This window comes from Actinoalloteichus spitiensis RMV-1378, from assembly GCF_000239155.1.
GTDB lineage: Bacteria > Actinomycetota > Actinomycetes > Mycobacteriales > Pseudonocardiaceae > Actinoalloteichus_B > Actinoalloteichus_B spitiensis.
The window spans coordinates 1-22087 of sequence record NZ_AGVX02000093.1 but is presented as its reverse complement, the minus strand read 5'-3'; the positions used below and the strand labels follow the sequence as shown (position 1 = coordinate 22087).

The 22087-nt window shown below is 73.5% G+C and carries 20 protein-coding genes; 6 read left to right on the top strand and 14 right to left on the bottom strand.

Features of this window, described 5'->3' with window-relative positions; translation table 11 throughout:
• Both ACTIDRAF_RS0204770 and ACTIDRAF_RS0204765 read right to left on the bottom strand, forming a co-directional pair.
• The coding region (locus tag ACTIDRAF_RS0204770) for an ATP-dependent helicase (protein WP_016697571.1) at nucleotides 1-1490 on the bottom strand (1490 nt) is incomplete at its 3' end.
• A gap of 85 nt (nucleotides 1491-1575) precedes the next feature.
• Entirely contained in the window at nucleotides 1576-4944 is a 3369-nt protein-coding gene (locus ACTIDRAF_RS0204765) for an ATP-dependent helicase (protein ID WP_016697570.1), read from the bottom strand.
• Between the two features lie 135 nt (nucleotides 4945-5079).
• Between ACTIDRAF_RS0204765 and ACTIDRAF_RS0204760 the strand changes: the two genes are divergently transcribed.
• A complete protein-coding gene (locus ACTIDRAF_RS0204760) occupies nucleotides 5080-5397 on the top strand; it encodes an MGMT family protein (protein ID WP_016697569.1) in 318 nt (105 codons plus the stop codon).
• 101 nt (nucleotides 5398-5498) lie between these two features.
• Here the strand turns inward: ACTIDRAF_RS0204760 and ACTIDRAF_RS0204755 are convergent, their stop codons facing one another.
• Nucleotides 5499-6341, bottom strand: a complete 843-nt coding sequence (locus ACTIDRAF_RS0204755) for a uroporphyrinogen-III synthase (protein WP_016697568.1) — start codon at nucleotides 6339-6341, stop codon at nucleotides 5499-5501.
• Nucleotides 6342-6517: 176 nt separating this feature from the next.
• Between ACTIDRAF_RS0204755 and ACTIDRAF_RS0204750 the strand changes: the two genes are divergently transcribed.
• Nucleotides 6518-7315 (top strand): SAM-dependent methyltransferase, encoded by a 798-nt coding sequence (locus tag ACTIDRAF_RS0204750; RefSeq protein WP_016697567.1) that lies wholly within the window; start codon nucleotides 6518-6520, stop codon nucleotides 7313-7315.
• Between the two features lie 22 nt (nucleotides 7316-7337).
• Here the strand turns inward: ACTIDRAF_RS0204750 and ACTIDRAF_RS0204745 are convergent, their stop codons facing one another.
• From ACTIDRAF_RS0204745 to ACTIDRAF_RS27240, 4 genes are all read right to left on the bottom strand, one after another.
• Nucleotides 7338-8135, bottom strand: a complete 798-nt coding sequence (locus ACTIDRAF_RS0204745; protein ID WP_083886099.1) for a TIGR02569 family protein — start codon at nucleotides 8133-8135, stop codon at nucleotides 7338-7340.
• A gap of 91 nt (nucleotides 8136-8226) precedes the next feature.
• The gene (gene moeZ / locus ACTIDRAF_RS0204740; protein WP_026065785.1) at nucleotides 8227-9396 is read right to left on the bottom strand and encodes an adenylyltransferase/sulfurtransferase MoeZ; all 1170 of its coding nucleotides are present in this window, start codon (nucleotides 9394-9396) and stop codon (nucleotides 8227-8229) included.
• Nucleotides 9397-9543: 147 nt separating this feature from the next.
• Nucleotides 9544-10644, bottom strand: coding sequence for a DUF3152 domain-containing protein (locus tag ACTIDRAF_RS27245; protein WP_016697564.1), 1101 nt, complete (start codon nucleotides 10642-10644; stop codon nucleotides 9544-9546).
• A 27-nt stretch (nucleotides 10645-10671) separates the two neighbouring features.
• Nucleotides 10672-11850: an alpha/beta fold hydrolase gene (locus ACTIDRAF_RS27240; RefSeq protein WP_016697563.1), complete on the bottom strand. Its 1179-nt coding sequence runs from the start codon at nucleotides 11848-11850 to the stop codon at nucleotides 10672-10674.
• A gap of 195 nt (nucleotides 11851-12045) precedes the next feature.
• On the opposite strand from ACTIDRAF_RS27240, the gene ACTIDRAF_RS0204725 reads away from it, so the two are divergent.
• On the top strand, nucleotides 12046-12681 hold the full coding sequence (locus ACTIDRAF_RS0204725) for a TetR/AcrR family transcriptional regulator (protein ID WP_016697562.1): 636 nt from the start codon (nucleotides 12046-12048) through the stop codon (nucleotides 12679-12681).
• A 76-nt stretch (nucleotides 12682-12757) separates the two neighbouring features.
• Here the strand turns inward: ACTIDRAF_RS0204725 and ACTIDRAF_RS0204720 are convergent, their stop codons facing one another.
• A complete protein-coding gene (locus ACTIDRAF_RS0204720; protein ID WP_016697561.1) occupies nucleotides 12758-12985 on the bottom strand; it encodes a DUF3107 domain-containing protein in 228 nt (75 codons plus the stop codon).
• Between the two features lie 197 nt (nucleotides 12986-13182).
• A complete protein-coding gene (locus ACTIDRAF_RS0204710; protein ID WP_016697559.1) occupies nucleotides 13183-13890 on the bottom strand; it encodes a ferritin-like fold-containing protein in 708 nt (235 codons plus the stop codon).
• A gap of 465 nt (nucleotides 13891-14355) precedes the next feature.
• Here ACTIDRAF_RS0204710 and ACTIDRAF_RS0204705 point away from each other — a divergent pair, with 465 nt between their 5' ends.
• The 3 genes from ACTIDRAF_RS0204705 to ACTIDRAF_RS0204695 all read left to right on the top strand — a co-directional run bounded on the left by ACTIDRAF_RS0204705 (nucleotide 14356) and on the right by ACTIDRAF_RS0204695 (nucleotide 18376).
• The gene (locus tag ACTIDRAF_RS0204705) at nucleotides 14356-16017 is read left to right on the top strand and encodes a DEAD/DEAH box helicase (RefSeq protein WP_016697558.1); all 1662 of its coding nucleotides are present in this window, start codon (nucleotides 14356-14358) and stop codon (nucleotides 16015-16017) included.
• A gap of 57 nt (nucleotides 16018-16074) precedes the next feature.
• Nucleotides 16075-17286 (top strand): Rv3212 family protein, encoded by a 1212-nt coding sequence (locus ACTIDRAF_RS0204700; protein WP_026065784.1) that lies wholly within the window; start codon nucleotides 16075-16077, stop codon nucleotides 17284-17286.
• Between the two features lie 211 nt (nucleotides 17287-17497).
• Nucleotides 17498-18376, top strand: a complete 879-nt coding sequence (locus ACTIDRAF_RS0204695) for an alpha/beta fold hydrolase (protein WP_245533441.1) — start codon at nucleotides 17498-17500, stop codon at nucleotides 18374-18376.
• 138 nt (nucleotides 18377-18514) lie between these two features.
• Here the strand turns inward: ACTIDRAF_RS0204695 and ACTIDRAF_RS0204690 are convergent, their stop codons facing one another.
• The 5 genes from ACTIDRAF_RS0204690 to ACTIDRAF_RS34200 form a co-directional block, all read right to left on the bottom strand.
• Nucleotides 18515-18886: a hypothetical protein gene (locus ACTIDRAF_RS0204690; protein WP_016697555.1), complete on the bottom strand. Its 372-nt coding sequence runs from the start codon at nucleotides 18884-18886 to the stop codon at nucleotides 18515-18517.
• Nucleotides 18883-19716: a RecB family exonuclease gene (locus ACTIDRAF_RS0204685; protein ID WP_026065782.1), complete on the bottom strand. Its 834-nt coding sequence runs from the start codon at nucleotides 19714-19716 to the stop codon at nucleotides 18883-18885. The genes ACTIDRAF_RS0204690 and ACTIDRAF_RS0204685 overlap by 4 nt, the downstream gene beginning before the upstream one ends.
• A 61-nt stretch (nucleotides 19717-19777) precedes the next feature.
• Complete coding sequence (locus ACTIDRAF_RS0204680; protein WP_016697553.1) at nucleotides 19778-20638, bottom strand: PHP domain-containing protein; 861 nt, start codon at nucleotides 20636-20638, stop codon at nucleotides 19778-19780.
• A 21-nt stretch (nucleotides 20639-20659) separates the two neighbouring features.
• Nucleotides 20660-21229 carry a PH domain-containing protein gene (locus ACTIDRAF_RS0204675; protein ID WP_016697552.1) on the bottom strand — a complete coding sequence of 190 codons (570 nt, stop codon included), beginning with the start codon at nucleotides 21227-21229 and terminating at the stop codon, nucleotides 20660-20662.
• 126 nt (nucleotides 21230-21355) lie between these two features.
• Nucleotides 21356-21514: a hypothetical protein gene (locus ACTIDRAF_RS34200; RefSeq protein WP_169533952.1), complete on the bottom strand. Its 159-nt coding sequence runs from the start codon at nucleotides 21512-21514 to the stop codon at nucleotides 21356-21358.
• Between the last annotated feature and the right edge of the window lie 573 nt (nucleotides 21515-22087).

Sequence of the window (22087 nt, the reverse complement as noted above, 5' to 3'; positions counted from 1 at the left end):
GGTTCGTCCAACAGACCGCCCAGGCCCACCACCTCGACGGGAAGCCCCCGGGCGCGCAACGCCGAGGCGATCCCGGCCATGTCCGCCCGACGTCGTACCAGCACCGCCGTGGTGGGCGGCGCACCTGTCCGCGCGACGGACCGCTCCCACTCCGCGCTGATCCGGCTGGCCACCCACTCCCGTTCCGCCCGGACGTCCTCGGTGAGGGCGAGGCAGACGGCTCCCGGGCCGGCGTCGGCGCGGGGGCGCAGCCGGGGAACCCGCAGCGCCGGAACCGCCGCGTCCGCGTCCGCGTCGGCGGCGTCACCGTCACCGGACCCGGAGCCCGACGCGTCGCCGCCCCGCAGGGGCTCGGAGACCGAGTTGGCCAGGTCGAGCACCTCCGGCGGGTTGCGGAAGCTGGTGAGCAGGTGGTGCTGCCGAGCGGGTCGTGACCCGCCGTCCCGGTCGAGGCGGGGGAAGTCGGTGGCGAACCTGGGCAGGTTCGCCGCGCTCGCGCCACGCCACCCGTAGATCGCCTGCACCGGGTCACCGACGGCGGTCACCGGCATCGGTTCCGACCCGCCGAACAACGCTCGCAACAGGACGCGCTGGGCGTGCCCGGTGTCCTGGTACTCGTCGAGCAGGACGGCGCCGAACCTCGACCGTTCACCGGAGACGACCTCAGGGTGGTCGGTGGCCAGGCGCGCCGCCAGCGACATCTGGTCGGCGAAGTCGACGGCGCCCGCACGCCGCTTCCGGCGCGCGTAGTCGGCGAGCAGGGGCAGCAGAGCGACCCGGAGCCGTTGGGTGGCGAGGACCTGCTGGAGATCCCTCGGCAGTCCCGCGCGTTGCCGGGCTGCGCGCGGCGCGTTCTCCACCGCGTCCACGAACCGGGTTGTCCACCGGGCCAGGTCGTCGGGGTCCACGAGGTGCTCGGCGAGTTCCCCCGACAGCTCCAACACCAGGTTGGTGATGGTGGCCGGGACCTTGTCGGTGTCGATGTCCTCGGTCCAGGTGGAGACGACCCGGTGGGCCAACTGCCAGGCGGCCGTCTCCGTGAGCGGTCGGGCACCCGGTTCGACCGGGATGCGCAGGCCGTGCTCGGCGACCAGCCTCCCGGCGTAGGCGTGGTAGGTGAGGACCGTCGGGTCGGAGGCGAGGAGGGCGGCCCTGCGGCCCCCGCTCGGGTCGAGCCGGTCGAGCAGCGGTGAGGCGGCCAACCGGCGCAGCCGCGCCCGCACCCGGTCGCCCAGCTGCCCGGCGGCCTTCCGGGTGAAGGTCAGCCCGAGGACGCGCTCCGGAGCGACGATGCCGTTCGCGACCAGCCACACCACCCTCGCGGCCATCGTCTCCGTCTTCCCGGCCCCGGCGCCGGCGATCACCAGGGCGGGTTCGACCGGCGCCGCGATGACGGCGACCTGCTCGGGAGTGGGAACGGCCAACCCGAGCTCGCGTGCCAGTTCCACCGGCCCGATCAGGTCGCTGCCGCGTTCCGCCGTGACCGTCATACCCCGATTCTGAACCCCGGGCGCGAGCTCCTCACGCCGACTCCCCCGCCTCGCGCGGCCGCACCGGCCGCCGAACGCGGTGCCCTCACTCCCCGACCTGGCGACCGGACGGGTGGAGGGGGCAGCTGAACCGCGCGGGGCACCGGTCGCAGTCCTCGCTCTCGTTGACGTCGTAGCGAGGGCCACGGCTGGCCTCCCCCGCCGCGCGCACCGTGCCCAGCCACTGGCGGACACCCTCGTCGTCCAGCGGTGGTTGGGCCCGTTCCGTCGCCGAACCGGATCTGGCGTCCGGTTTGGCCACGTAGAGCAGGCGCGCGCCCCCGGGCTGGACGACGCGTTCCCCGGTCTCGTCGTCGTCCGCAGGGCCGAATTCGCTGAAGGCCCCCAGGGCCGCCGCGAGCTGGTAAACGGCCAACTGCGGGTGCTCCTCGGCGGTCTTCGCGCTGACGGCGGCCCGAGCCGTCTTGATGTCCACCACGACGGGGCGCCCCTCCGCGTCGACGTCCAGCCGGTCGACCCGACCCCGGACGAGCAGCCACGCCCCGCCGGGGCGGTCCGGGGGGATCTTGAGGTCCATCGGGTGTTCCACCGCCACCTGGGTGAGCTCGGCGCGGCTGCTGGTGAACCAGGCCAGGAACGAGTCGAGCATCGCCTCGACCCGGCGGCGCTCGCGGCGGGAGAACCAGGGCGCGCCCGCGTCGACCGACTCCCAGGCCCGGTCCAGTTCGGCGCGCAGCTCGGCCGCCGTGGCTCCCGTCGCCGCCCGTTCGACCAGCGCGTGCACCAGGGTGCCCGTCAGCGAGGCCAGCTGCGCCTCGTCCTGCCCTCCGTGGCGTTCCACCACCCATCGCAGCGGGCACCGGGTCAGGACGTCCACCGTGGAGGGGGAGACGCGCAGCGCCTCGCCCTCCGGCCACAACGGGTCGTCGGTGGAGGGCTCGCCGAGCCCGTACCAGGAGGCGGGGTCGGCTCCTGGTACCCCGGCCACGGCGAGCTCGGCGAGGGCCGCCGCCGCCCGGTCACGCCGCTCCGGATCCTCGTCCTCCTCCACCGGCGCGCAGACCACGCCCCGGAGTTCGGCGACGAGCTCGGCCAGTCCGAGGCCGCGGGGAGGCCGGAACAGCTGGCGCGGCCCCTCCTGGTCGGCGTCGGTGTCCACGCCGTCCACCTCGTCGAGGAACCGGGACGGTTGCTGGTCCTCCCCCCGCACGGCGCTGACGAGCAGGGTGCGGGTCGCCCGGCTCGCCGCCAGCAGCAACAGCCGGCGTTCCTCCGCCAGCAGGGGCGCGGTGGGGGACACCGGGACGTCGAGGGGCAACCCGGCCAGGAGGTCGACGAGCCGTTCCACGCGCAGGAGCGTGCCCCGCTGCCGGAGGTCCGGCCAGCTGCCCTCCTGCACGCCGGGGACGGCGACGACCGTCCACTCCCTGCCGGCCGCGGCGTGCGCGGTGAGCACGCTCACCGCCTCCCCCACCGGGGCGGTGGGCGCGAGGGAGTCCCCGACGATCTGCTGGTCGATCAGCTCCTCGGCGAAGGCCGCCGGTCCCTTGCCGACGCTGCGGTGGGCGAAGCGTGCGGCGGCGTCGAAGAGGGCCAGGACGGCGTCGAGGTCCCGGTCGGCCTGGGCACCCACCGGCCCGGACCGGCGGGACCAGGCGACCCACCGCTCCTGGAGTCCGCTGGCCTCCCAGGCCCGCCACAGCGTCTCCTCGACGTCGGCGCCGTCGAGGACGGCGGTCCTGGCCGCCAGCAGCACCTCGGCGACGGCGCGCACCGGGGCCGAGGTCCGCTCGTCGAGCCCGACCAGGGTGTCCCGGTCGCGCAGTGCCTCGACGAGGAGCTCCCCCGACGGCCGTTCCACGCCGGCGGCCAGTGAGAGCCGGCGGAGTTCACGTCGGACCCTCTTCATCGTCAGCGGATCGGCCCCGCCCAGCTGCGATCCCAGCAGGTAGGTGGCCGTGTCCTCGGTGAGCGCGTCGGGGTCCCCCGCGCAGCGCAGCACCTCGACGAGGGGCCGGACCGCGTGCTGCTGGGCGAGGGGGACCTCGCTGGCCGACATGGCCAGCGGAACGCCTGCGGCGGCCAGTGAACGCCGCAGCACGGGCAACGCGCGGGTGGCCGAGCGCACGACGACGGCCATGCTGGACCACGGAACGCCGTCGAGGAGGTGTGCCCGCCGGAACTCGTCCGCGATCCAGGAGGCCTCCTGCGCGGCGGTGCCCAACACCCGGACCCGCACGCTCCCGATGTCGTCGTGGTCGTCGGGATCGGTGCTCCGGATCGTGCCGGGGGGTGTCCGGGGCGCGCCCGCCTCGTCGCCGTCCACCCCCCGGGCTGGCACGTCCTGGTCGTTCTCGTTCCCGCCGCCGGTGCCCGCCTCGGCCGGCCCGCGCAGGTCCCGCTGCGGCCCCGTTCCGGGCAGCCGCGCGGAGAGCCGCCGCACCGCCTGGCGGACGGCGGGGGACATGCGGTGGTCGATGGTGAGGACGGTGGTGCGCCGCCCGTCCGGGTCGGCGTCCAGCAGTCCCCGGGGATCGGCCCCCCGGAACGAGAACACCGTCTGGTCGGGGTCACCGGCCAGCACCAGCTCCCGCGCGCCGTCGCCCACCTTGCGGACGAGGTGGTACTGGAGCGGGTCCAGGTGCTGGGCGTCGTCGACGAACAGGTGGCGGACCCGGGCGCGTTCGGCCGCGAGGAGTTCGTCGTCGGCGTCCAGCGCCCCCAGGGCGCTGGAGACGAGTTCCGCCGCGTCCATCGCCGGTGCCGCCGCGTGCGGCGACGCGCTTCCTGACGCGGCGCGCAGCAGGTTCACCTGTTCGTACTGCTCCCCGAACCGTCCGGCCGCGACCCACTCCGCGACGCCGTGCCGTTCCCCCAGTTCGGCCAGGTCCTCGGGGCCGAGTCCGCGTTCGGCGGCGCGCAGCAGCAGGTCTCGGAGTTCCGCGGCGAAGCCGGGATGCAGCAGTGCCGGCCGGAGGTGCGCCGGCCAGTTCGGCGCGCCGTCACCCACGTCGCCGGCCAACAGGTCGCGGATCACCGCGTCCTGGTCGGGCCCCGACAGCAACCGGGGTGGGGGGGCGCCGACGAGAAGCGCCTCGCGGCGCAGGATCCCGAACGCGTAGGAGTGGACGGTGCGCACCATCGGCTCCCGCACCGTCACCGGTGAGGCCGTCCCCCCCGCCCCGGCCGCGACCAGGCCGGTGATCCGGGACCGCAGCTCCGCCGCGGCCCGCCGGCCCGAGGTCAGCACCAGCACGCTCTCCGGGTCGCTCCCGGAGAGGATCCGGTGAGCGGCGGCCTCGGCGAGCAACGTGGTCTTCCCGGTGCCCGGTCCGCCCAGCACGCGCAGCAGACCCGTGCCGTGGTGGAGCACCCGCAGCGCCGCCTGGTCCCACTGGCGCGGCGTGCCGTCGTCCTGACGGGCGCGGACCAGGGCGGCTGCGGGCGGGCTCATGCCCCCGATGCAACCACGCCACCCCGACGGCGTGGCGCGCGCGTCCGGCGTGTCGCGCGGGGGCCTGGGCACACCGGCGGCGACCGGGACGTCCTGCGCCGAGGGCGGCGGGGAGTCCTGTGGTAGGCAAACCGGGTGAACGACGAACTGGTGGAGCGGGTCCGGGAGGTCGTCCGGTCGATTCCCGCCGGGCGCGTGCTGGGCTACGGCGATGTGGCCGAGCTCGCGGGTGCGCCGTCGCCCAGGTTGGTGGGCCGGATCCTGGCCGAGGACGGTGCGGACCTGCCGTGGCACCGGGTGCTGCGTGCGGACGGGACCGTCGCATCCCACCTCGCGGGGCGGCAGCTCGAACGGCTGCGCGCCGAGGGTGTGCTGGCGCGGGACCGGCGGGTGGACATGCGCCAGTACCGGTGGCGGCCGGCGCCACCGGGCCAGTCGGGGCTCTGGGACTAGACGCGCCCCGCCTTCCCGGCGGGGTCCCGTCGAGCCGCCGGACCACCGGTCCAACGGGGCACCGGGTCACCGGGCCGCCAGGTGGGTCACCGGGTCACCGGTCAGCTGGTGCGGAGCCCCGCGACGAAGGCCGGGAGTTCCCGTTCCACCTGGCGCGCGAGGGCCCCGGTCCTGGGCCGGTCCGGGATGCGGGTGGGCAGCCCCTCGCGCTCGAGGGGTGCCGCGGTGACCGGCCCCACGCACGCCACGAGGCAGGTGGTCCGCAGCGCCTGTCGGAGCAGCTCGCCCCTGCCGGTCCGCTCGGCCCGGCGCAGCAGGTTCGTGGCCGCCGGGGCGCTGGTGAAGGTCAACGCGTGGATCTCGGCGCGGCCGACGGCGTCGATCAGCGCGTCCAGGGGGCCCACGTCCGCCGGGTCGGTCCACCGGTAGACGCCGACCGGGATGACCTCGGCGCCCCGGCCACGGAGAGCCTCGCAGAACTCGGTCATCGGCTCACCCTGTTCCTGGACCGCGATCCGCCGGCCGGCGAGGTCCCGGCCGAGCAGCTCGTCGAGGACCTCGGCGACCGTCTCGGAGCCCGCCGTCCACGGATCGGGCAGCCCGGCACCCCGCACGGCCCCGCGCGCCTTGGGCCCCCGGGCCAGCACCTCGGCCGCCCCGAGACGGGCCAGCAGGCTCTCGCGCTGCCCACGGTCCTCGGCGGTGGCCAGCCACCCCCGGAAGCCCACTCCGGTGATCACCACCACCAGGTCCACCGGGCCGGCGAGCACCTCCGCCGTGGCGGCCGCGAGCCGCTCGTCGTCGGCGAGGGCGACACTGCGGATCGCCGGCCCGTACACCACGCGGGCCCCCCGCCGGCCCAGCAGGTCTCCCAGCTCCTCGGCCCGGCGGGCCGCCGTCACCCCCACGGTCAGCCCGAGCAGCGGGCGGTGGTCCTGCGCCATCGGTCCATCCTCGCGTCTCCTCGTCGCGCTGACCAGGGTGCCCGTCCCGTTCCGGACGCCGGACGCACCCCGCCAACGGCCCCGCTCAGGTGAAGATCGAAAATTTCACCTGAGCGGGTGGGCCGCCTAGGATTTCGGCGGTTGCGTCGTCAACGTTCGGCTGACTGGGGTGTTGGATGGACTCGGATGGCCCTGACCTGGCACGAGTCGATCTCGGTGCCCCCGGTCTGGCCCGCGTCGTCGACCACCTGCTCGGGGGAGCGCACAGCTTCGCCGTCGACCGGGAGGCGGCGGACGTGCTCGAGTCGGAGGTCCCCGGCATCCGACGGGCCGTCCACCAGACCCGCTCCTTCCAGGGACGCGCGGTGCGGTACCTGCTCGACCAGGGCGTGCGCCAGTTCCTCGACCTCGGTGCGGGGCTGCCGGGAGTGGGCAGCGTCCACGAGGTCGCCGCGGCCAGCGGGCGGCCGGCGCGAGTGGTCTACGTGGACATCGACCCGATGGCCGTCGCGCACGCCAGGCACATGGTCCGGCTGGTCCCGAACACCGCCGCCGTCCTCAGTGACCTCCGGTCACCGGCCCTGGTGTTCGAGCACGAGGAGGTGCGGGCCGTGATCGACCCGGACCAACCCCTGGGCGTGCTGCTGACCGACGTACTGCCCGCCCTACCGGAACCGATCGGGGACGTGCTCGACGGCTACCTGGACCGCATGGTGGCGGGCAGCTACCTGGCGTTGGCGCACCCGACCAGTGAGGGGTGGCCCGGCGCGGAGGGCCGGACGAGTGAGACCTGGGCGCCGGTGGTGCTGCGGACGGTGGCCGCTGTCCACGCCCTCTGGGACCGGGTCGACCTGGTGCCGCCCGGGGTGGTGCCCGTGGGGGACTGGCGGCCGGACCACCCCGTCGAGGAGGTGCGCCAGGAAAGCACCGTGCCGGTGCTGGCCGGCCTCGGACGAGTGCGCCCCGAGGCCTGAACACCGCCGAGGACGCGCGTCCTCAGAGCACCTCGAGCACGAGTTGGGTGGCACGTTCCAGCCCGGCGAGGGACTGCGGCGTGGACCGGGGGTGCAGGGCGTTGACCGCCAGCCGGAACAGCAGGGCGTGCAGCAGTGACTGCTCCCACTCGGGGAGGTGCGACCACCTGCGGATCAGTCCCGGGTCAGCTCCTCCCCAGGCGAGCCCGTCGACCACCACCACGGCGGCGGCCCACTCGGTCGGCCGCCAGTACGGCGTGAAGTCGATGATCCCCGGCGAGGAGTCCCGGCTGAACAGCACGTTGCCGAACAGGTCGCCGTGCACGACCTGCGCGCGGAGCCGGGAGCGCCGCCGGGATCCCAGCAGCACCTCGAACAGCCGTCCGCCCCGGTCCGGTTCGAGGGTGGTCTCCTCCTCCCCCCACGCCATCCGGTCGGCGACCGAGAAGACGTCCCGTCGTTCGTCGAGGAACCGGGGACGGGCGAGTCCGGCGGTGGCGTCGTGCAACCGGAGGGACACGGCGACGACCTCGTCGTGCCGGGCCTCCGGCTGCCCGGTCAGGAACCGGGACGCCGCCCAGCCCGACACGACCCACCGCCCGTCCGACGACCGCACCGACCGGGACAGCCGCAGGTCGTCGGGGTGCAGAGCCCCCAGGACCGTGGCCGTCCACGCCGCCTCGGCCGGGTTGGACACCGGTTTGAGGACGATCTCCCCGCACCGCCACACGCCGGCCGGATCCAGTGGTTCCGGCTCGTCATCCCTGGCACCGAACGCCGCACGCACGTGCAACGGCGGCGGCTCGGGGGTCACACTCACGGGTAGGCACGCTACCGTGGGTACCCCGCGACGCGGTAGAAACCCAGGTCGGCCCGGCGTGGGCGGGTGGTCGCCCTCCCCGGCCGAGTGGTCAGTACGTGGGCAGGCCGGGGTCCACCTCCCTGGCCCAGCCGAGCACACCACCCCCGACGTGGCTGGCGTCGGAGAAACCCGCCCGGTGCAACGCCGCCAGGGCCTCCGCCGACCGCACACCCGACTTGCAGTGCAGGACGATGGGCCGGTCCTGCGGAAGTTCCGAGAGGGCCTCGCCGGAGAGGATGCGGTCCTTGGGGATCAGCACCGAACCGGGGATCCGGACGATCTCGTATTCGTGGGGCTCCCGCACGTCGACGAGGCTGAACTTCTCGCCCCGGTCGAACTTCTCCTTGAGCTCCCTGGGGGTGATGGTGTGGTCGGCCGCGGCCTGCTGGGCGTCCTCGGGCACGACGCCGCAGAAGGAGTCGTAGTCGATCAGCTCGGTGACCGGCTCGGCGTTGGGGTCGCGCCGGATCCGGATCGTCCGGTAGCTCATCTCCAGTGCGTCGTACACCATCAGGCGGCCCAGGAGGGTCTCGCCCACCCCGGTGATCAACTTGATCGCCTCGGTGACCATCACCGAACCGATGGAGGCGCACAGCACGCCGAGGACACCGCCCTCGGCGCAGGACGGGACCATGCCGGGGGGTGGCGGCTCCGGGTAGAGATCGCGGTACTGCGGGCCGTGTTCCGCCCAGAAGACGCTGACCTGCCCCTCGAACCGGAAGATCGAGCCCCACACGTAGGGCTTGCCGAGCAGGACCGCCGCGTCGTTGACCAGGTAGCGGGTCGCGAAGTTGTCGGTGCCGTCCAGGATGAGGTCGTAGTCGCGGAAGATGTCCAGCGCGTTGCTGGAGTCCAGCCGGACGCGGTGGACGTTCACGGTGACGAAGGGGTTGGTCTCCGCGATCGACTCACGGGCCGACTCGGCCTTGGGCTTGCCGAGGTCGGACTGGCCGTGGATGATCTGCCGCTGCAGGTTGGACTCGTCGACCTCGTCGAAGTCGACGATCCCGAGCGTCCCCACCCCGGCCGCGGCCAGGTACAGCAGCGCGGGGCTGCCCAGGCCCCCGGCTCCGATCACCAGCACCCTGGCGTTCTTGAGCCGTTTCTGCCCCTCCATCCCGACGTCCGGGATGATCAGGTGCCTGCTGTAGCGGGCGACCTCCTCCCTGGTCAATTCCTCGGCGGGTTCGACAAGCGGCGGTAGCGTCGCCCCTGGCATTGGCTGTCCTCCTCGTCACCGGCGAGACCGGCACAGTGTGCCTTTCCGGGGGAACGCGCGGACACGCCACCGGAATTCCCGTCCCACCCAGTGGACGTCACCGGCGCGCAGAGGGGCGGAACCAGCCGCCGCGCACCCGGGGAAGGATCACTCGACGGTCGGGTACGGCCAGCCGTTGGGCTTGCACACCTTGCCGTCCGCCGGGATGGCCTGGCCGCCCTGCCCGGTGCCCTCGATCAGCTCGTGCAGCTCGTCGTTGCTCGTGCTCCAGCTCTGCTGCATCATCACCGGCGCGAGCCCGCCGTCCTCATAGCACGGGACGTGGCCGTGGCCGAAGTAGTGGCCGACCTCGTGGTTGATCAGGTAGGCCTGGTACTGCGCGACCGCTCCCTCGAAGGCGCGGCTGCCGCGAACCCAGCGGGCGGCGTTGAGGAACACGCCCTCGGGACGCCGGCACGACGCCTCGAAGTCGACGCCGCCACCGCACTTGAGCTTGGCGTGCGCCTGCGAGATCAGGATGACCCGGAAGTCGGCCTCCTCGACGGTGTCCACCCGTTGCACCGAGATGGCTCCGTCTCCGATCCAGCTGCGGGGGTCGGAGAGGGTGGCCTCCACCGTGCTCGCGTAGGCCTCCACGTCGAGGGGCACGTCGAAACCGACCTCGTACTCGACGGTGTAGCGGTGCAGGGAGTCCCCCTCCCCCACCGGCTCGGAGCGCCCGGGCACGATGTCGTAGGTCCCCGCGCCCGTCGTCGGGAAGGGGCCGCCGTTCGGGAGTTCCGCCGAGATGACGTCCGGGTCGAAGGACGGGTTGGCGTCGAAGCTGACGCTGGGCTCCGACGGTTCCGTGTTCGGGGCGCCGCCCGCTCCTCCGGTGGCGCCGGCGTTCGGCGCTCCCTCCGCCGCGTGCTCGGTGTCCTCCCCCGGGGTCCTCGCCACGTCGACCGCCACGATGATGGTCAACACGAGCAGCACGGGGAGGGCGTACACCCGCCAACTCGGCGCCCGGCGGGCCTGGGGACGACCGGGCGGGGTCTCCTCGCCGCCGTCGACGGCCTGCGATGGGGCCGCCGCTCGGTCCTCGGGCTCGGCCTCCGGGGTCCAGGAGGCGGCCAGCGGTTCTCCCGTGGTCCGTCTCGAGTCCCGCTGGTAACGCTTCTCGCTGGGGCGCCGCTGCGCCGGCCTCCGATTGTCCGATCCTCGGGAGGTGGGCCGGGGGCGGCCGGGACCACCGGCGTCGGGGTTCATCGGTGCCACGTCGCAAAGCGTGCCACATCAGGCACGGAGAACATTTCCTCCTACCCTGGTGTCGGCGGCGGATGTGGGTGAATTCCCACCGTCGGGCTCCCACCGGCCGTTCGCGACGGCGTCGATCATGCCGAGGACCGCCCGCCCCACCGCCACCGGCTGTTCCATCTGCGCGACATGCCCGGTCCTGGGGAGCACGAGCAGCCGGGCGCGGGGGAGCGCCAACGCGGTTCGGGTCGCCTTGCGAACGCTGACCAGGCGGTCCTCGGCACCCCAGACCACCAGCGCCGGGGTCCGCACCCGGCGCAGCACCCGCCAGGGCGACCGCGCACCGGAGGCCAACCAGCTCCTGATCATGTGCAGCGAGGTCTCCCCCAGGGCGACGCCGGCCCAGGGGTTGCGGCCGAGCTCGGCGAGCTCGTCGGCGAGCTCGGTGAGCCGGTGGGTGGGCACGAGTTCCGGCCGGGCGAAGCACAACTGGCGCAGCTGCTCGGCGCGGCGAGCCGGCGGTACCCGGGCCAGTGCACGCCGCACCCGGGGACCCAACACCGGGAGGAAGGTCAGCGGGTAGCGGGGCTCGGACAGCCGTCCCGGGTTCGGCCTCAGGTCGGGCACGGCCGGCGAGACCAGGGTCAGGGTGCGGACCAGCTCGGGCCAGCGGGCGGCGACCTCGGCGCAGACCAGCCCCCCGAAGGAGTTCCCCACCAGGTGGGCCGGCCCCTTGGCGAGCCGCCGCAGGGTCTCGGCGAGGACGGCGGCGTGCTCGTCGAGGCGGTAACCGAAGTCGTCCGGGGGCTCGGAGCGCCCGAAACCGGGGAGGTCCACGGCGAGGGTCGGGTGTCGGACGGCGAGGACACCGGCGAGGTCGGTCCAGTTGGTGGCGGAACCGGCCAGCCCGTGCACGCACACGACGGGCGCCGCCTCCAGCGGGGAGCTGCTCGGCGTCTCCCGCACGTGGACGCGCCCCCGCCCCACCTCGACACGCCGTCCCGGCCAGGGGGGCCGTCGGAGATCGACGGCCGGTACCTCTCCGGTGAACATGGGCACCCAGGTCAGTGATCTCCTCGGGTCCGGGCGGCCACCGGCGGCTCGGTTCGGGTCCTCCTCCCCGGCCGGGCGCCCCTGCCATCGGACGAGCTGTGCCCGGGCCGCCGTGAGCTGGCTCCGCAACCGGGCGCCCCACGCGCCCCACGTCGGCACCGTCATACCTCCAGCATGCCAAGGGCGGACCGGGGCGGCAGCGCCAGCGAATCCGCCCGAACGGGTACCGCCCACCCGGACAGGTGACGCCCCCGTCCGCAGCCGTGCCGCACAACTGCGACTACCTGCGAGTAAGGTCAGGCAACTGGCGGAGCCAGGACCACCGCACGGTGTGCGGGACACGCTGGAGGCGAGAAAGACATGACGGAAACCACGCGCGAATCCGCGGAGCAGGCGGGCCGCGGGGTCCGGTTGCCCCGCACGGAGAGGCGGGCGCAGCTCCTCGCCTCCGCGCAGGACGTGTTCGTCGCCAACGGTTACCACGCCGCGGCGATGGACGAGATCGCCGACAGGGCCGGCGTCAGCAAACCCGTCCTCTACCAGCACTTCCCCGGCAAGCTGGAGCTCTACCTCGCTCTGCTCCAGCAGAAGGTGGAGGAGATGGTCAGCCGGGTGAACGCCGCGATCGAGTCGACGACGGACAACAAGCTGCGGGTGCACGCCGCGGTGGCCGCGTACTTCGACTTCGTGAACTCCGAGGACGGGTCGTTCCGACTGGTCTTCGAGTCGGACCTGCGGGGCGAGGCGGCCGTGGAGCAGACCATCGACCACGCGATGTCCCGTTGCGTCGAGCTGATCGCCGAGGCCGTCACCGCCGACGCCGGTCTCGACCCGGAACGCGCGAGCCTCGTCGCGATGGGCCTGGTGGGCCTGAGCCAGGTGACCGCGCGCTACTGGTTGACGAGGAACCGGCTCGTCCCCCAGGAGGAGGCGGTCGAGCTGATCGCCAGCCTCGCCTGGCGGGGCATCAGCGGGTTCCCCCTGCAGCACCCCTGACCCTCGCCGAGGGGCGGTCCGCCGGTCCCGCCGGCGGGCGGGCCGCGCCCCGAGGTGGGACACGGCCCGGTCGAGATCAGGCGATGCCGAACCCGACCCGCCTGGCGTCCGCGGGGCCGATCTCGACGTAGGCGACCCGCGCGGTCGGCACGACGAAGCGACGCCCCTTGTCGTCAACCAGGCTGAGCAGCTTCTGATCGCCGCTCAGCGCGTCGCTGACCACCGTCTCCACCTCGTCCGGTGTCTGCGAGCTGGTGAGGACGAGCTCCCGCGAGCTGTCCGCCACACCGATCTTGACCTCCACGCCGACCTCCGGTCGTCGATACTGAACCAACCGGGCCAGGCTAATGGAATTCGCGCCTCACCCGGCGCGCACCCGTTCGTCGTCGAACTCCCCGGTCCGGGCGCGGCGTTCGCGGTCCCCCGCGCGGTCCCGGTCCGGTTCTCGATCAGGTGACGGGCCGGCACCGCCCGTCGCCCCGGCGGGCAGCGGCTCCGCCGTCACCCCAGGCCGAGCGCCCCCATCCGCTTGGTGTGGGTGGTCTGGAGGCGCCGGAGCAACGCGCCGATGCCGGCCAGGTCCCCCGACCCCCGGATGACCAGCTCCGTGAGCCCGTCGCGCTCGGCGGCCACCCGCTGAGCCTGGGTGACGGCCTCCCCGAGCAGGCGGCGCGCCCAGAGCGTCAGGCGGTCGCGCAGGGACCGGTCCCGTTCACAGGCCGCCCGGACCTCACGTTCGGCGAAGGCCGAGTACCCGGTGTCGGCCAGCACCTCCAGGACGAGGTCCCGGGTGCCGGGGTCGAGCCAGTTCGCCACCTCCCGGTAGAAGTCCGCGGCGAGACCGTCGCCCACGTATGCCTTGACCAGGGACTCCAGCCAGGACCGTGGAGCCGTGGAGGCGTGGAAGTCGTCGAAGGGCTTCGCGAAGGGGCGCATCGCGTCCTCGATGGGGACGTCCACCGTCCTCAGGTACTCCTCGAGGCGCCGGTAGTGGCCCATCTCGGCGGCGGCCATGTTCGCCAGCGCGGCGCGGCCCGCCAGCGTCGGCGCGGTTCGGGCGTCCTCGGCCAGCCGGTCGAAGGCCGACAGCTCTCCGTAGGCCAGCACCCCCAGCAGGTCGACGACCCCGTCCGCTACCGGGGTGGCGGCGGGTCCTCGGTCGGGGCGGAGGTCCCCCTGCTCGCGGGCGGGCCGATCAGACGTGGTCATGGTCGCGGAGCCTAGTCGCGGGGCCCCTGGTTTCCCACCCGCGCGGCGGTGGCGCGCTCCCCCGCGCAGGGCCCTGTGAGCGACGCGACCAGGACGCGTGTCCGGCGTACTGGGGTTGGTTGCCCTCTCGGGGTAACCTGACGGTGATGCATGTGCCGGTCATCGCGCACCGCCAGCCAGCCGGTTCCTCGCGCGGCGGCGTTCACGAGCGGCGGTGCCACCGGATGCACACACAAACTGTGGCGGCCAGGCCGCCATGTGCACAGAGTGCGCGCACTGAAACCTCGGCCCTCCCGCGCCGGACACCGACGAGCACGTCGCTCACGTGTCGTGACCGTGGTCGAGCGCCCTGCCACAGCCGTGCGCGCTGGTACGAGAGAGGCGATCACTCTGACAACGAACAACGACACCGACACCGACACACCGGGGACCACGGTCTCCGCTGGGAACTGGTCTCCCGACGAGGTGCGCATCGACCACAGCGAGACCGGCGCTGAGAACACCCAGCCGGCCCCGCACCCGCTGCACGCGTCCGCGCCACCCGAGCCGGCGGCACCGACGTTCGCCGAGCTGGGGGTCCTCCCCGCGATCGCACGCGCGCTCGACGAGGCGGGCATCACCCACGCCTTCCCCATCCAGCAGCTCACCCTGCCGCTGGCGCTGGCCGGCGACGACGTCATCGGCCAGGCCAGGACGGGAACCGGGAAGACCCTGGCGTTCGGCGTGCCCATGCTCCAGCGGGCCGAGCTGCCCGGAGACGGCACGCCGCAGGCGTTGATCGTCGTCCCCACCCGCGAGCTCTGCACCCAGGTGACCAGGGACATCACCGACGCCGCCCGGCACCTCGGGGTCCGGACGCTGGCCGTCTACGGCGGCCGCCCCTACGAGCCGCAGATCGCGGCGCTCCGCGCCGGCGTCGACATCGTCGTGGGCACCCCCGGGCGCCTCCTGGACCTCGCGGAACAGCGCCACCTCGTCCTCGGCAAGATCCGGGGGCTGGTCCTCGACGAGGCCGACGAGATGCTCGACCTGGGCTTCCTGCCCGACGTCGAACGCATCCTCGGCATGGTCCCCGACGAGCGGCAGACGATGCTGTTCTCCGCGACCATGCCCGGGCCGATCGTGACCCTGGCCCGGACCTTCCTGCGGCAGCCCACCCACGTCCGAGCCGAGGAGGTCGACGCGGGCGCGGTGCACGAGCGGACGAAGCAGTTCGTGTACCGGGCGCACGCCCTCGACAAGACCGAGTTGATCTCCCGGGTGCTCCAGGCCGAGGACCGGGGCCTGAGCATGATCTTCACGCGGACGAAGCGCACCGCCCAGAAGATCTCCGACGAGCTCGCCGAACGGGGGTTCGCCTCCGCCGCCGTGCACGGTGACCTCGGGCAGGGGGCGCGGGAGCAGGCCCTCCGCGCGTTCCGGGCCGGCAAGGTCGACATCCTGGTGGCGACCGACGTCGCGGCACGCGGGATCGACGTGGCGGGCGTCACCCACGTCATCAACTACCAGTGCCCGGAGGACGAGAAGACCTACGTGCACCGCATCGGCCGGACGGGGCGCGCCGGCCGCGAGGGCGTGGCCGTCACCCTCGTCGACTGGGACGAGGAACCCCGCTGGAAGCTGATCAACGACGCGCTCGACCTGGGCCGGCCGGAGCCGGTGGAGACCTACTCCACCTCCGACCACCTCTTCGAGGACATCGGCATCCCACGTGACGCCACCGGCCGCCTCCCCCTGGGGCGGCGCACCCGGCCGGGTCTGGACGCCGAGCCGGTGGAGGACCTCGAGCAGAACGGACGGACCGGTCGGAACCGCCGCCGCCGGAACGGCACCACGACCCGGGGGCGGGGCGGGGACCGCGGGGCCGGCGGCACCGAACGGAACGCCGACTCGGCCGACCGGCCGGCGCCGACGCGCCGGAAGCGTCGCCGCACCCGAGGCGGGGTCGCGGTGGGTGGCGAGAACGGCCCGCAGAGCAAGGAGTCCCAGGCCGTGAAGGAGACCGGCTCGGCCGACCAACCCGCGGCTGGCGGTGCTCCGCGCCGCAGGAGGCGGCGCCGTCTGGGATCGGCCGGGGAGTCGACCGCCGCCGGCGGCGCCGGGCAGCAGGGTGAGAACGCCGGCTGATCTCGCGGGCGCGGGGATCACGAACGACCGGTGGGTGCGCGGGCGGAGGGGCGGGACGTGGTGAGGCCTGAGCGGCGGACGCGCGGGGACATCATCGTCGCCAGCCTGCTCATGGTGGGCGTGCTGGTGCTGGGAGCGGTGCTCTGGCGCACCAGCGACCTTGCCGGGACGACGGCGGAACCGAGCGTGCTGCCCCTCGTGGCCCCCGAACCGGCGGTCGCGTTGCCCGCCGGGCTCCAGGAGCTCTGGCGGGCGGACAGCCCTGCGACGGGTTCGCCGGTGGTCGCGGGGCCGGCGGTCGCCACCGCCTCGGGCGGCGAGGTCGTGGGCCGGGACGCGCTCACCGGGGAACCCCGCTGGCGTTACGCCCGTGACCTGGAGTTGTGCGCGGTGTCGGCGGCGTGGGAACGCGCCATCGCCGTGTACCGGCGCGGCGACTTCTGCTCGGAGGTGACCACGCTGGACGGTGCCACGGGAGACCGAGCGGGCCAACGGCACGGCGACTCCGAACCGGACACCGAACTGGTGACCGACGGCAGGTACGTGGCCACGACGGGCGAACGGTTCGTCGAGGTCTTCGGGTCCAACATGGTGATGACCCTGGAGTACGGGGACGTACCCGCCGTGGTGAACCCGAACCGGCAGCCCAGGAGCGACTGCCGCTACCGGTCCACGCTGCTGGCCGAGGGCCGGCTGGCGCTGATCGAGCGCTGTCCCACCGACGTGACCGACCGGGTGACGCTGCTGGCCGCCAAACCGGACGACAGCGATCGTCCGGAGGAGACGTACAGCCAGACCCTGGACGACGTCGGGGCGCGGCTCGTCGCGCTCACCTCGGACCACCTGGCCCTCTGGCTGCCGGACCCCTCGCGTGTCGTCGTGTACGACACCGAGCGGGGAGGCCGGCTGGCGGAGTACCCGGTCGACACCACAGCCGAGGACCTGGACCGGGCCTCGGCCCAGGTTCCGGAGACGACGACCTCACCCAGTCACGTCTACTGGTACACGGGGCGGAGCACGGTCGCCCTGTCGCTGACCGACCTCAGCCCGTCCTGGACCATTCCGGACACCCTGGGGTCAGGGTCGGTGCTCGCCGGTCGGCTGCTCGTCCCCGAAGCGGGCGGCCACGCCGTCGTCGACACCGTCACCGGGGAGCGGGTCGGGACGCTGCCCGTCGACCGGGGCGGCCACGCGGGTCCGGTGCGGACCGCCGTCCTCGGCTCGGTGCTGCTGGAACAACGTGCCGACGAGGTCGTGGCGCTCGGCTGACCCCACCGTTCCCCTGGCTCGGGGCGAGCCGCCTGCCGGCTCCGCGTGGGGCCGGCAGGCGCCGTCGAGGGCCGCCCTGCTCCCGGTGGCGGCCTCACCCCGGTCCGCCCGCCGCCGGGTCGGAGGAGACCGCCGCCCGGCACGGGGGGTGTGGCGGGGCGAACCCGCCCGGGGCGGGCGTGATCGGTCCGAGATGGGGCACACTGATGCAGTGACTGTTGTGCGTGGGTCCGAGATGAGTCCGCACCGTGCGATCCCGGTCCAGCTCCCGACCGAGTACGGTGAGCTGTCCGGCCTGCACGGAACGTCACAGTCCCGCACGGTGCTGGCCACCGCCGTGCTCCTGCCCGGCTACACGGGCTCCAAGGAGGACTTTGCCGCGCTGATCGACCCGCTCACCGAGGCGGGTTTCGACGTGCTCACCATCGACCTGCCCGGCCAGTACCAGTCGGACGGCCCCGACGACGAGGACGCCTACCGGCCGTCCCGGCTCGGGGTCGTGATCGCCAACCTCGTCTCCCGCCTCCGGTCGGAGGGACGCCGGGTCCTGCTGCTCGGCCACTCCTACGGGGGGCTGGTCGCCCGGGCCGCGGTGCTCTCCGGGGCCGAACCCGTGGGGCTCACCCTGCTCGGGTCGGGGCCGTCGGCGCTGCCGCCCGGACCGAGGCTCTCCCTGATCGAGCTGTGCGAGCCGGCGCTGCGCCTGCACGGGGTGGAGGCGGCGGCCCAGATCTACGAGGCGCACGACCCGGCCTGGTCGGCCAGGCCGCGCGAGCTGCGCACCCTGCTCCGCGCCCGGCTGGTCTCGTCCATGCCCGCCGGGCTGCTCGGGATGGCGACCGCGTTGCGCACCGAACCCGATCTCGTGCCCGAACTCGCCACCCGGCTCCAGGAACACCGCGTCCGCGGCTTCGTGGTGTGCGGCGAACAGGATGACGTGTGGTCGGTGGAGACCCAGCGCGAGATGGCCGAGAAGCTGGGCGTCGACTTCGTCACCGTCCCGGACTCGGGCCACAGCCCCAACAAGGACAACCCGCAGGGGCTGCTGGACGTGCTCGTCCCCACCTGGCAGCGCTGGCTGCTCAGCTAGGCGGCTCCCCGGGCCGCCCCGCGCTTGATGCACCGGCGGCGCGTCCCACCCGCACGGACGCGGCGCCCACCCGTCAGACCGGGCCGACCGCCGGAGGCAGCGCGGCCGATCGGAGACCGGCATCCCGCGTGGCGGCGCTCAGTGCCACCACCCCGTCCAGAGCAGCCCCCCGGCGATGAGCACCACCAACACCGGCGCCCACCACCGGGCGGAACGGGCACTGCGGTCGGCGTACGCCTGGAGCCCGACGGCGATCACACCCGCCCCCAGGTGGAGTGCCACGAAGCCGTAACCCGGCCCGGGATAGCCGCCGTGGAGCGCGAGGACCTGGAGGGCGAGCACGACCAGGGCGAGCACCACCAGTCCGGCGGCCACCGCCCCGCTGAACCCGCGCCACCCCCGGTTCGCCCACCCGCCCCCGGACGTCGCGGGAACCACGCGGAGGCCGAGGACGTCGGTGTCCTCCGTGGAGTCGTCCGTGGGCCGGGGTAGCCGGCGAGTCCCGCTCACGGCGCCAACAGGTCCCACGGTTCCAGGTCGGGCGCGGCGGCCCGCCCCTCCGGACAGGACCGCCGGAACTCGCAGACCGAGCAGCCCCGTCCGGGTCGTGGCGGGAAGTGCTCGTCGGGGTCGGCGCCGTCGGCGAGGGCCGACGCGGCGGCGGCGAGTTCCTCCGCGACCCGTTCGGCGTACCTCCGGTGCTCGGCCAGCGATTCCTCGTCGTGTTCCCACGCCACCACGCGGCCGGTCGGGAGGTGGTGCAGCTCCACCCGGCTCCCGGGACGGCGCAGGGTCCGGCGGGCCGCCATGAGGTACAGCGCCAGCGCCCGCGAGTCACGGGCGTCCTCGGTGGACAGCACGTGCCGCCCGGTCTTGTAGTCGACGACCACCAGCTGGCCGCCCCGGTCGTCGATCCGGTCCACCCGGCCCTCGACGATCAGCCCACCGGTGGGAGCCGACACCCAGCGCTCCAGGGCGAGAGGCTCCCCGGAGGCCTCGGGGCGACGGGCGTACCCGTCCAGCCACCCGGCCGCGCGCGACCGGTACTCGGCCTCCTGTTCCCGGTCGCGGAACCCGTCGCCCTTCCAGTACCTGCGGAGCAGGACCGGTAGGTCGTCGGGATCCCGCCGGTCAGGAGGAGTCCCGAAGTAGGCGCGGAGGACGTTGTGCACGACGGCCCCCAGCGTGCTGTGGGCCCAGGCGCTCCCTCGGGCCGGTGCGGGCCGGTCCAGGTAGGTCCTGCGGTACCGACGCGGACAGTCCTCCCAGCGTTGGAGCCTGGCCGGGGTGACCCGGACCAGTTCCCTCGGCATGCCTTCCAAGCCCAACTGCCCCTGCACGCTGCCACGGTACGCACACCCACCGGAAGGGTTCGCGGTGACCCGCCGCTGCCCGCCCGTCTCAACCACCTCGCACGTGGTTTCCCGTCGCCGAGGAGACCAACCGTTCGAACTGCTCCGGATCGGTGGTCTCCTGACCGATGCGGAGCGACTTGTGGACCCCGTGGTAGTCGCTGGAACCGGTGGTGACGAGGTCGAGCTCGCGGGCGATGCCGGCGAGTTCGGCGCGGGTCCCGGGATCGTGGTCGGGGTGGTTGACCTCCAACCCCGTCAGCCCGTGGCTCGCGAGGTCCGCGATCACTCCGGCGGTGACGACCGGGCCCCGCGCCCTGGCGAAGGGGTGGGCGAGCACGGTGACACCCCCCGCCCGCCGGATCATCTCGATCGCCCGGCGCACCGGGGTGTCCGCCCGGCGGAGGTGGTAGGGGCTGCCGGCCCCGAGGTAACGGGCGAACGCCTCGTCCACGCTGGACACGACGCCGGCGCGCACCAGGGCGGCGGCCAGGTGCGGGCGCCCGGCGGACGCGTTCTCCGGAAGCTCGGCGAGCAGCAGCTCGGGGTCGACGGAAAACCCGTCCTCCCGCATCATCACGGCCATGCGCAGGAGGCGCTCACGGCGCTCGGCGCGCAACCGGAGCTGCTCGTCCACGAGCTCGTCCGAGGTGTCGTCGAACAGGTAGGCCAGCAGGTGGACCGTGACGTGGCGGCCGTTGCCGTCGGGTGACACGCAGGACAGCTCGGCGCCGGGGACGAGTCGCAGGCCGGGCGGGAGGGCGGCGGTGGCCGGCGCCCATCCGAAGGTGGTGTCGTGGTCGGTGAGGGCGACCACGTCGAGTCCCGCGCGTGCCGCGGCAGCGACCAGCTCTTCTGGGCTGTCGCTGCCGTCGGACGCGGTGGAGTGGGTATGCAGGTCGATGCGCACCACTCCAGTCTGACCGAGGACCTAGCGTGCCTTCAGCGCGCGCCGGCGCCCCAGCGCCGCGCGCCGCGCCTTCAGCATGGTGAAGCGGTTTTTGTCGGTCTTCTTCTCACCGAAGACCAGTTCGGAGATCGCGTCGTTGATCTCCTCGGGGTTGGGCGTGTACTCGATCCGGTCCAGGCCCTGGACCTGGCCCGCCGACTCCACGACCACGGTCCCGTAGCCCAGGAGCCGCCCGCCCAGGGTGCGTTGGAAGGTCAGGTCGGTCACCTTGCCGATGGGCATCATGGCGACCTTGGTGGTGAAGACGCCGGTGGTGAGCATGAAGCGCTTGTCCGTGATCACGATCCGCTCCACCCACCACTCGAGGACGTAGTAGGAGAAGCGGAGCACGACCGCCAGCCCGCCGTACCAGAGCAGGTTCTGGATCAGAGCCGAGTCCTGGGGGGCTAAGTAGGACACGAGCATCAGGCCGACGAGCAGCGCGCCGGCCTCGAAGACGTCCCACATCATGCTCGCCCAGTGCCTGCGAACCCGGATCACCCGTCGCTCGGAGTCGAGCAGGTACTCGTCCGGATCTCGTGGTGCCAGCACCGCTACATCCCTCGCCTGACTCTCAGAACTGCCTCGGACCTGGTCAACGGCCGACGGGTCGGCCGCCGGAGGAGGTGCACACCGCCGGGCTGGCCATCACCTCGACCAGCCGGACCCCGACACGTCTCAGAACAGGTTGCGGACGAAGGTGATGATGGCCTCGGCCGCCTGGCGGAGCGAGTTCAGGATGTTGTTGACGACATCTCCTGACCCGACAGGATCGCTGATCAAGAAGAACAAGAGCAACGCGATCCCAGCGAACGTGAGGATCTTCTTGAGGTTCACGATGACCATCCCCGTCTGCTAGCCGCACCTGGCTGGTGCCTGCTGATCCGTTGTACCGCACTCCACGGGTGTCCCGCAGAGCGCCTAGCGCGCTTGAGTCAGCGTTTCGCGCTCAAGCCTGAACCCGATTACGCTCTGTGCCAATGGGCGATCCGGGTGAACTATACGTGCGCCACGCCGGCACCGTGTTACTGGACGCGCCCGGTCGCCTACTCCTCGTGCTCCACCGGCATCCGCCGAACGCCGGACACTGATCCGTTCCGGGCAGCCGACGGGAGCACGGGACGCGGTCCGGCCGGCCCCTCGAGGTGGGTTCCGGCTGGACAACGGCTCACGCGGAGCTCACATGACACCCGGTCCGGTCGGTCGCCCTCGCACGCACCACGGCGTGCCGGCCCCGGCTCGCCGGAGCCGGAGTCCGCCGAGCCGACCGGTGCGAGCTTCACCACAGTCCGGGGTGGACGGGGGCGTGTCGCCCGGGAGCGGCCGGCGAGGACGGGGCAGCCACCACGCCGCCGAGCGGTCAGGCCGCCAGCCACCGCATCCGGCGGCCGCCTCGGTCCGTCGCGGCGA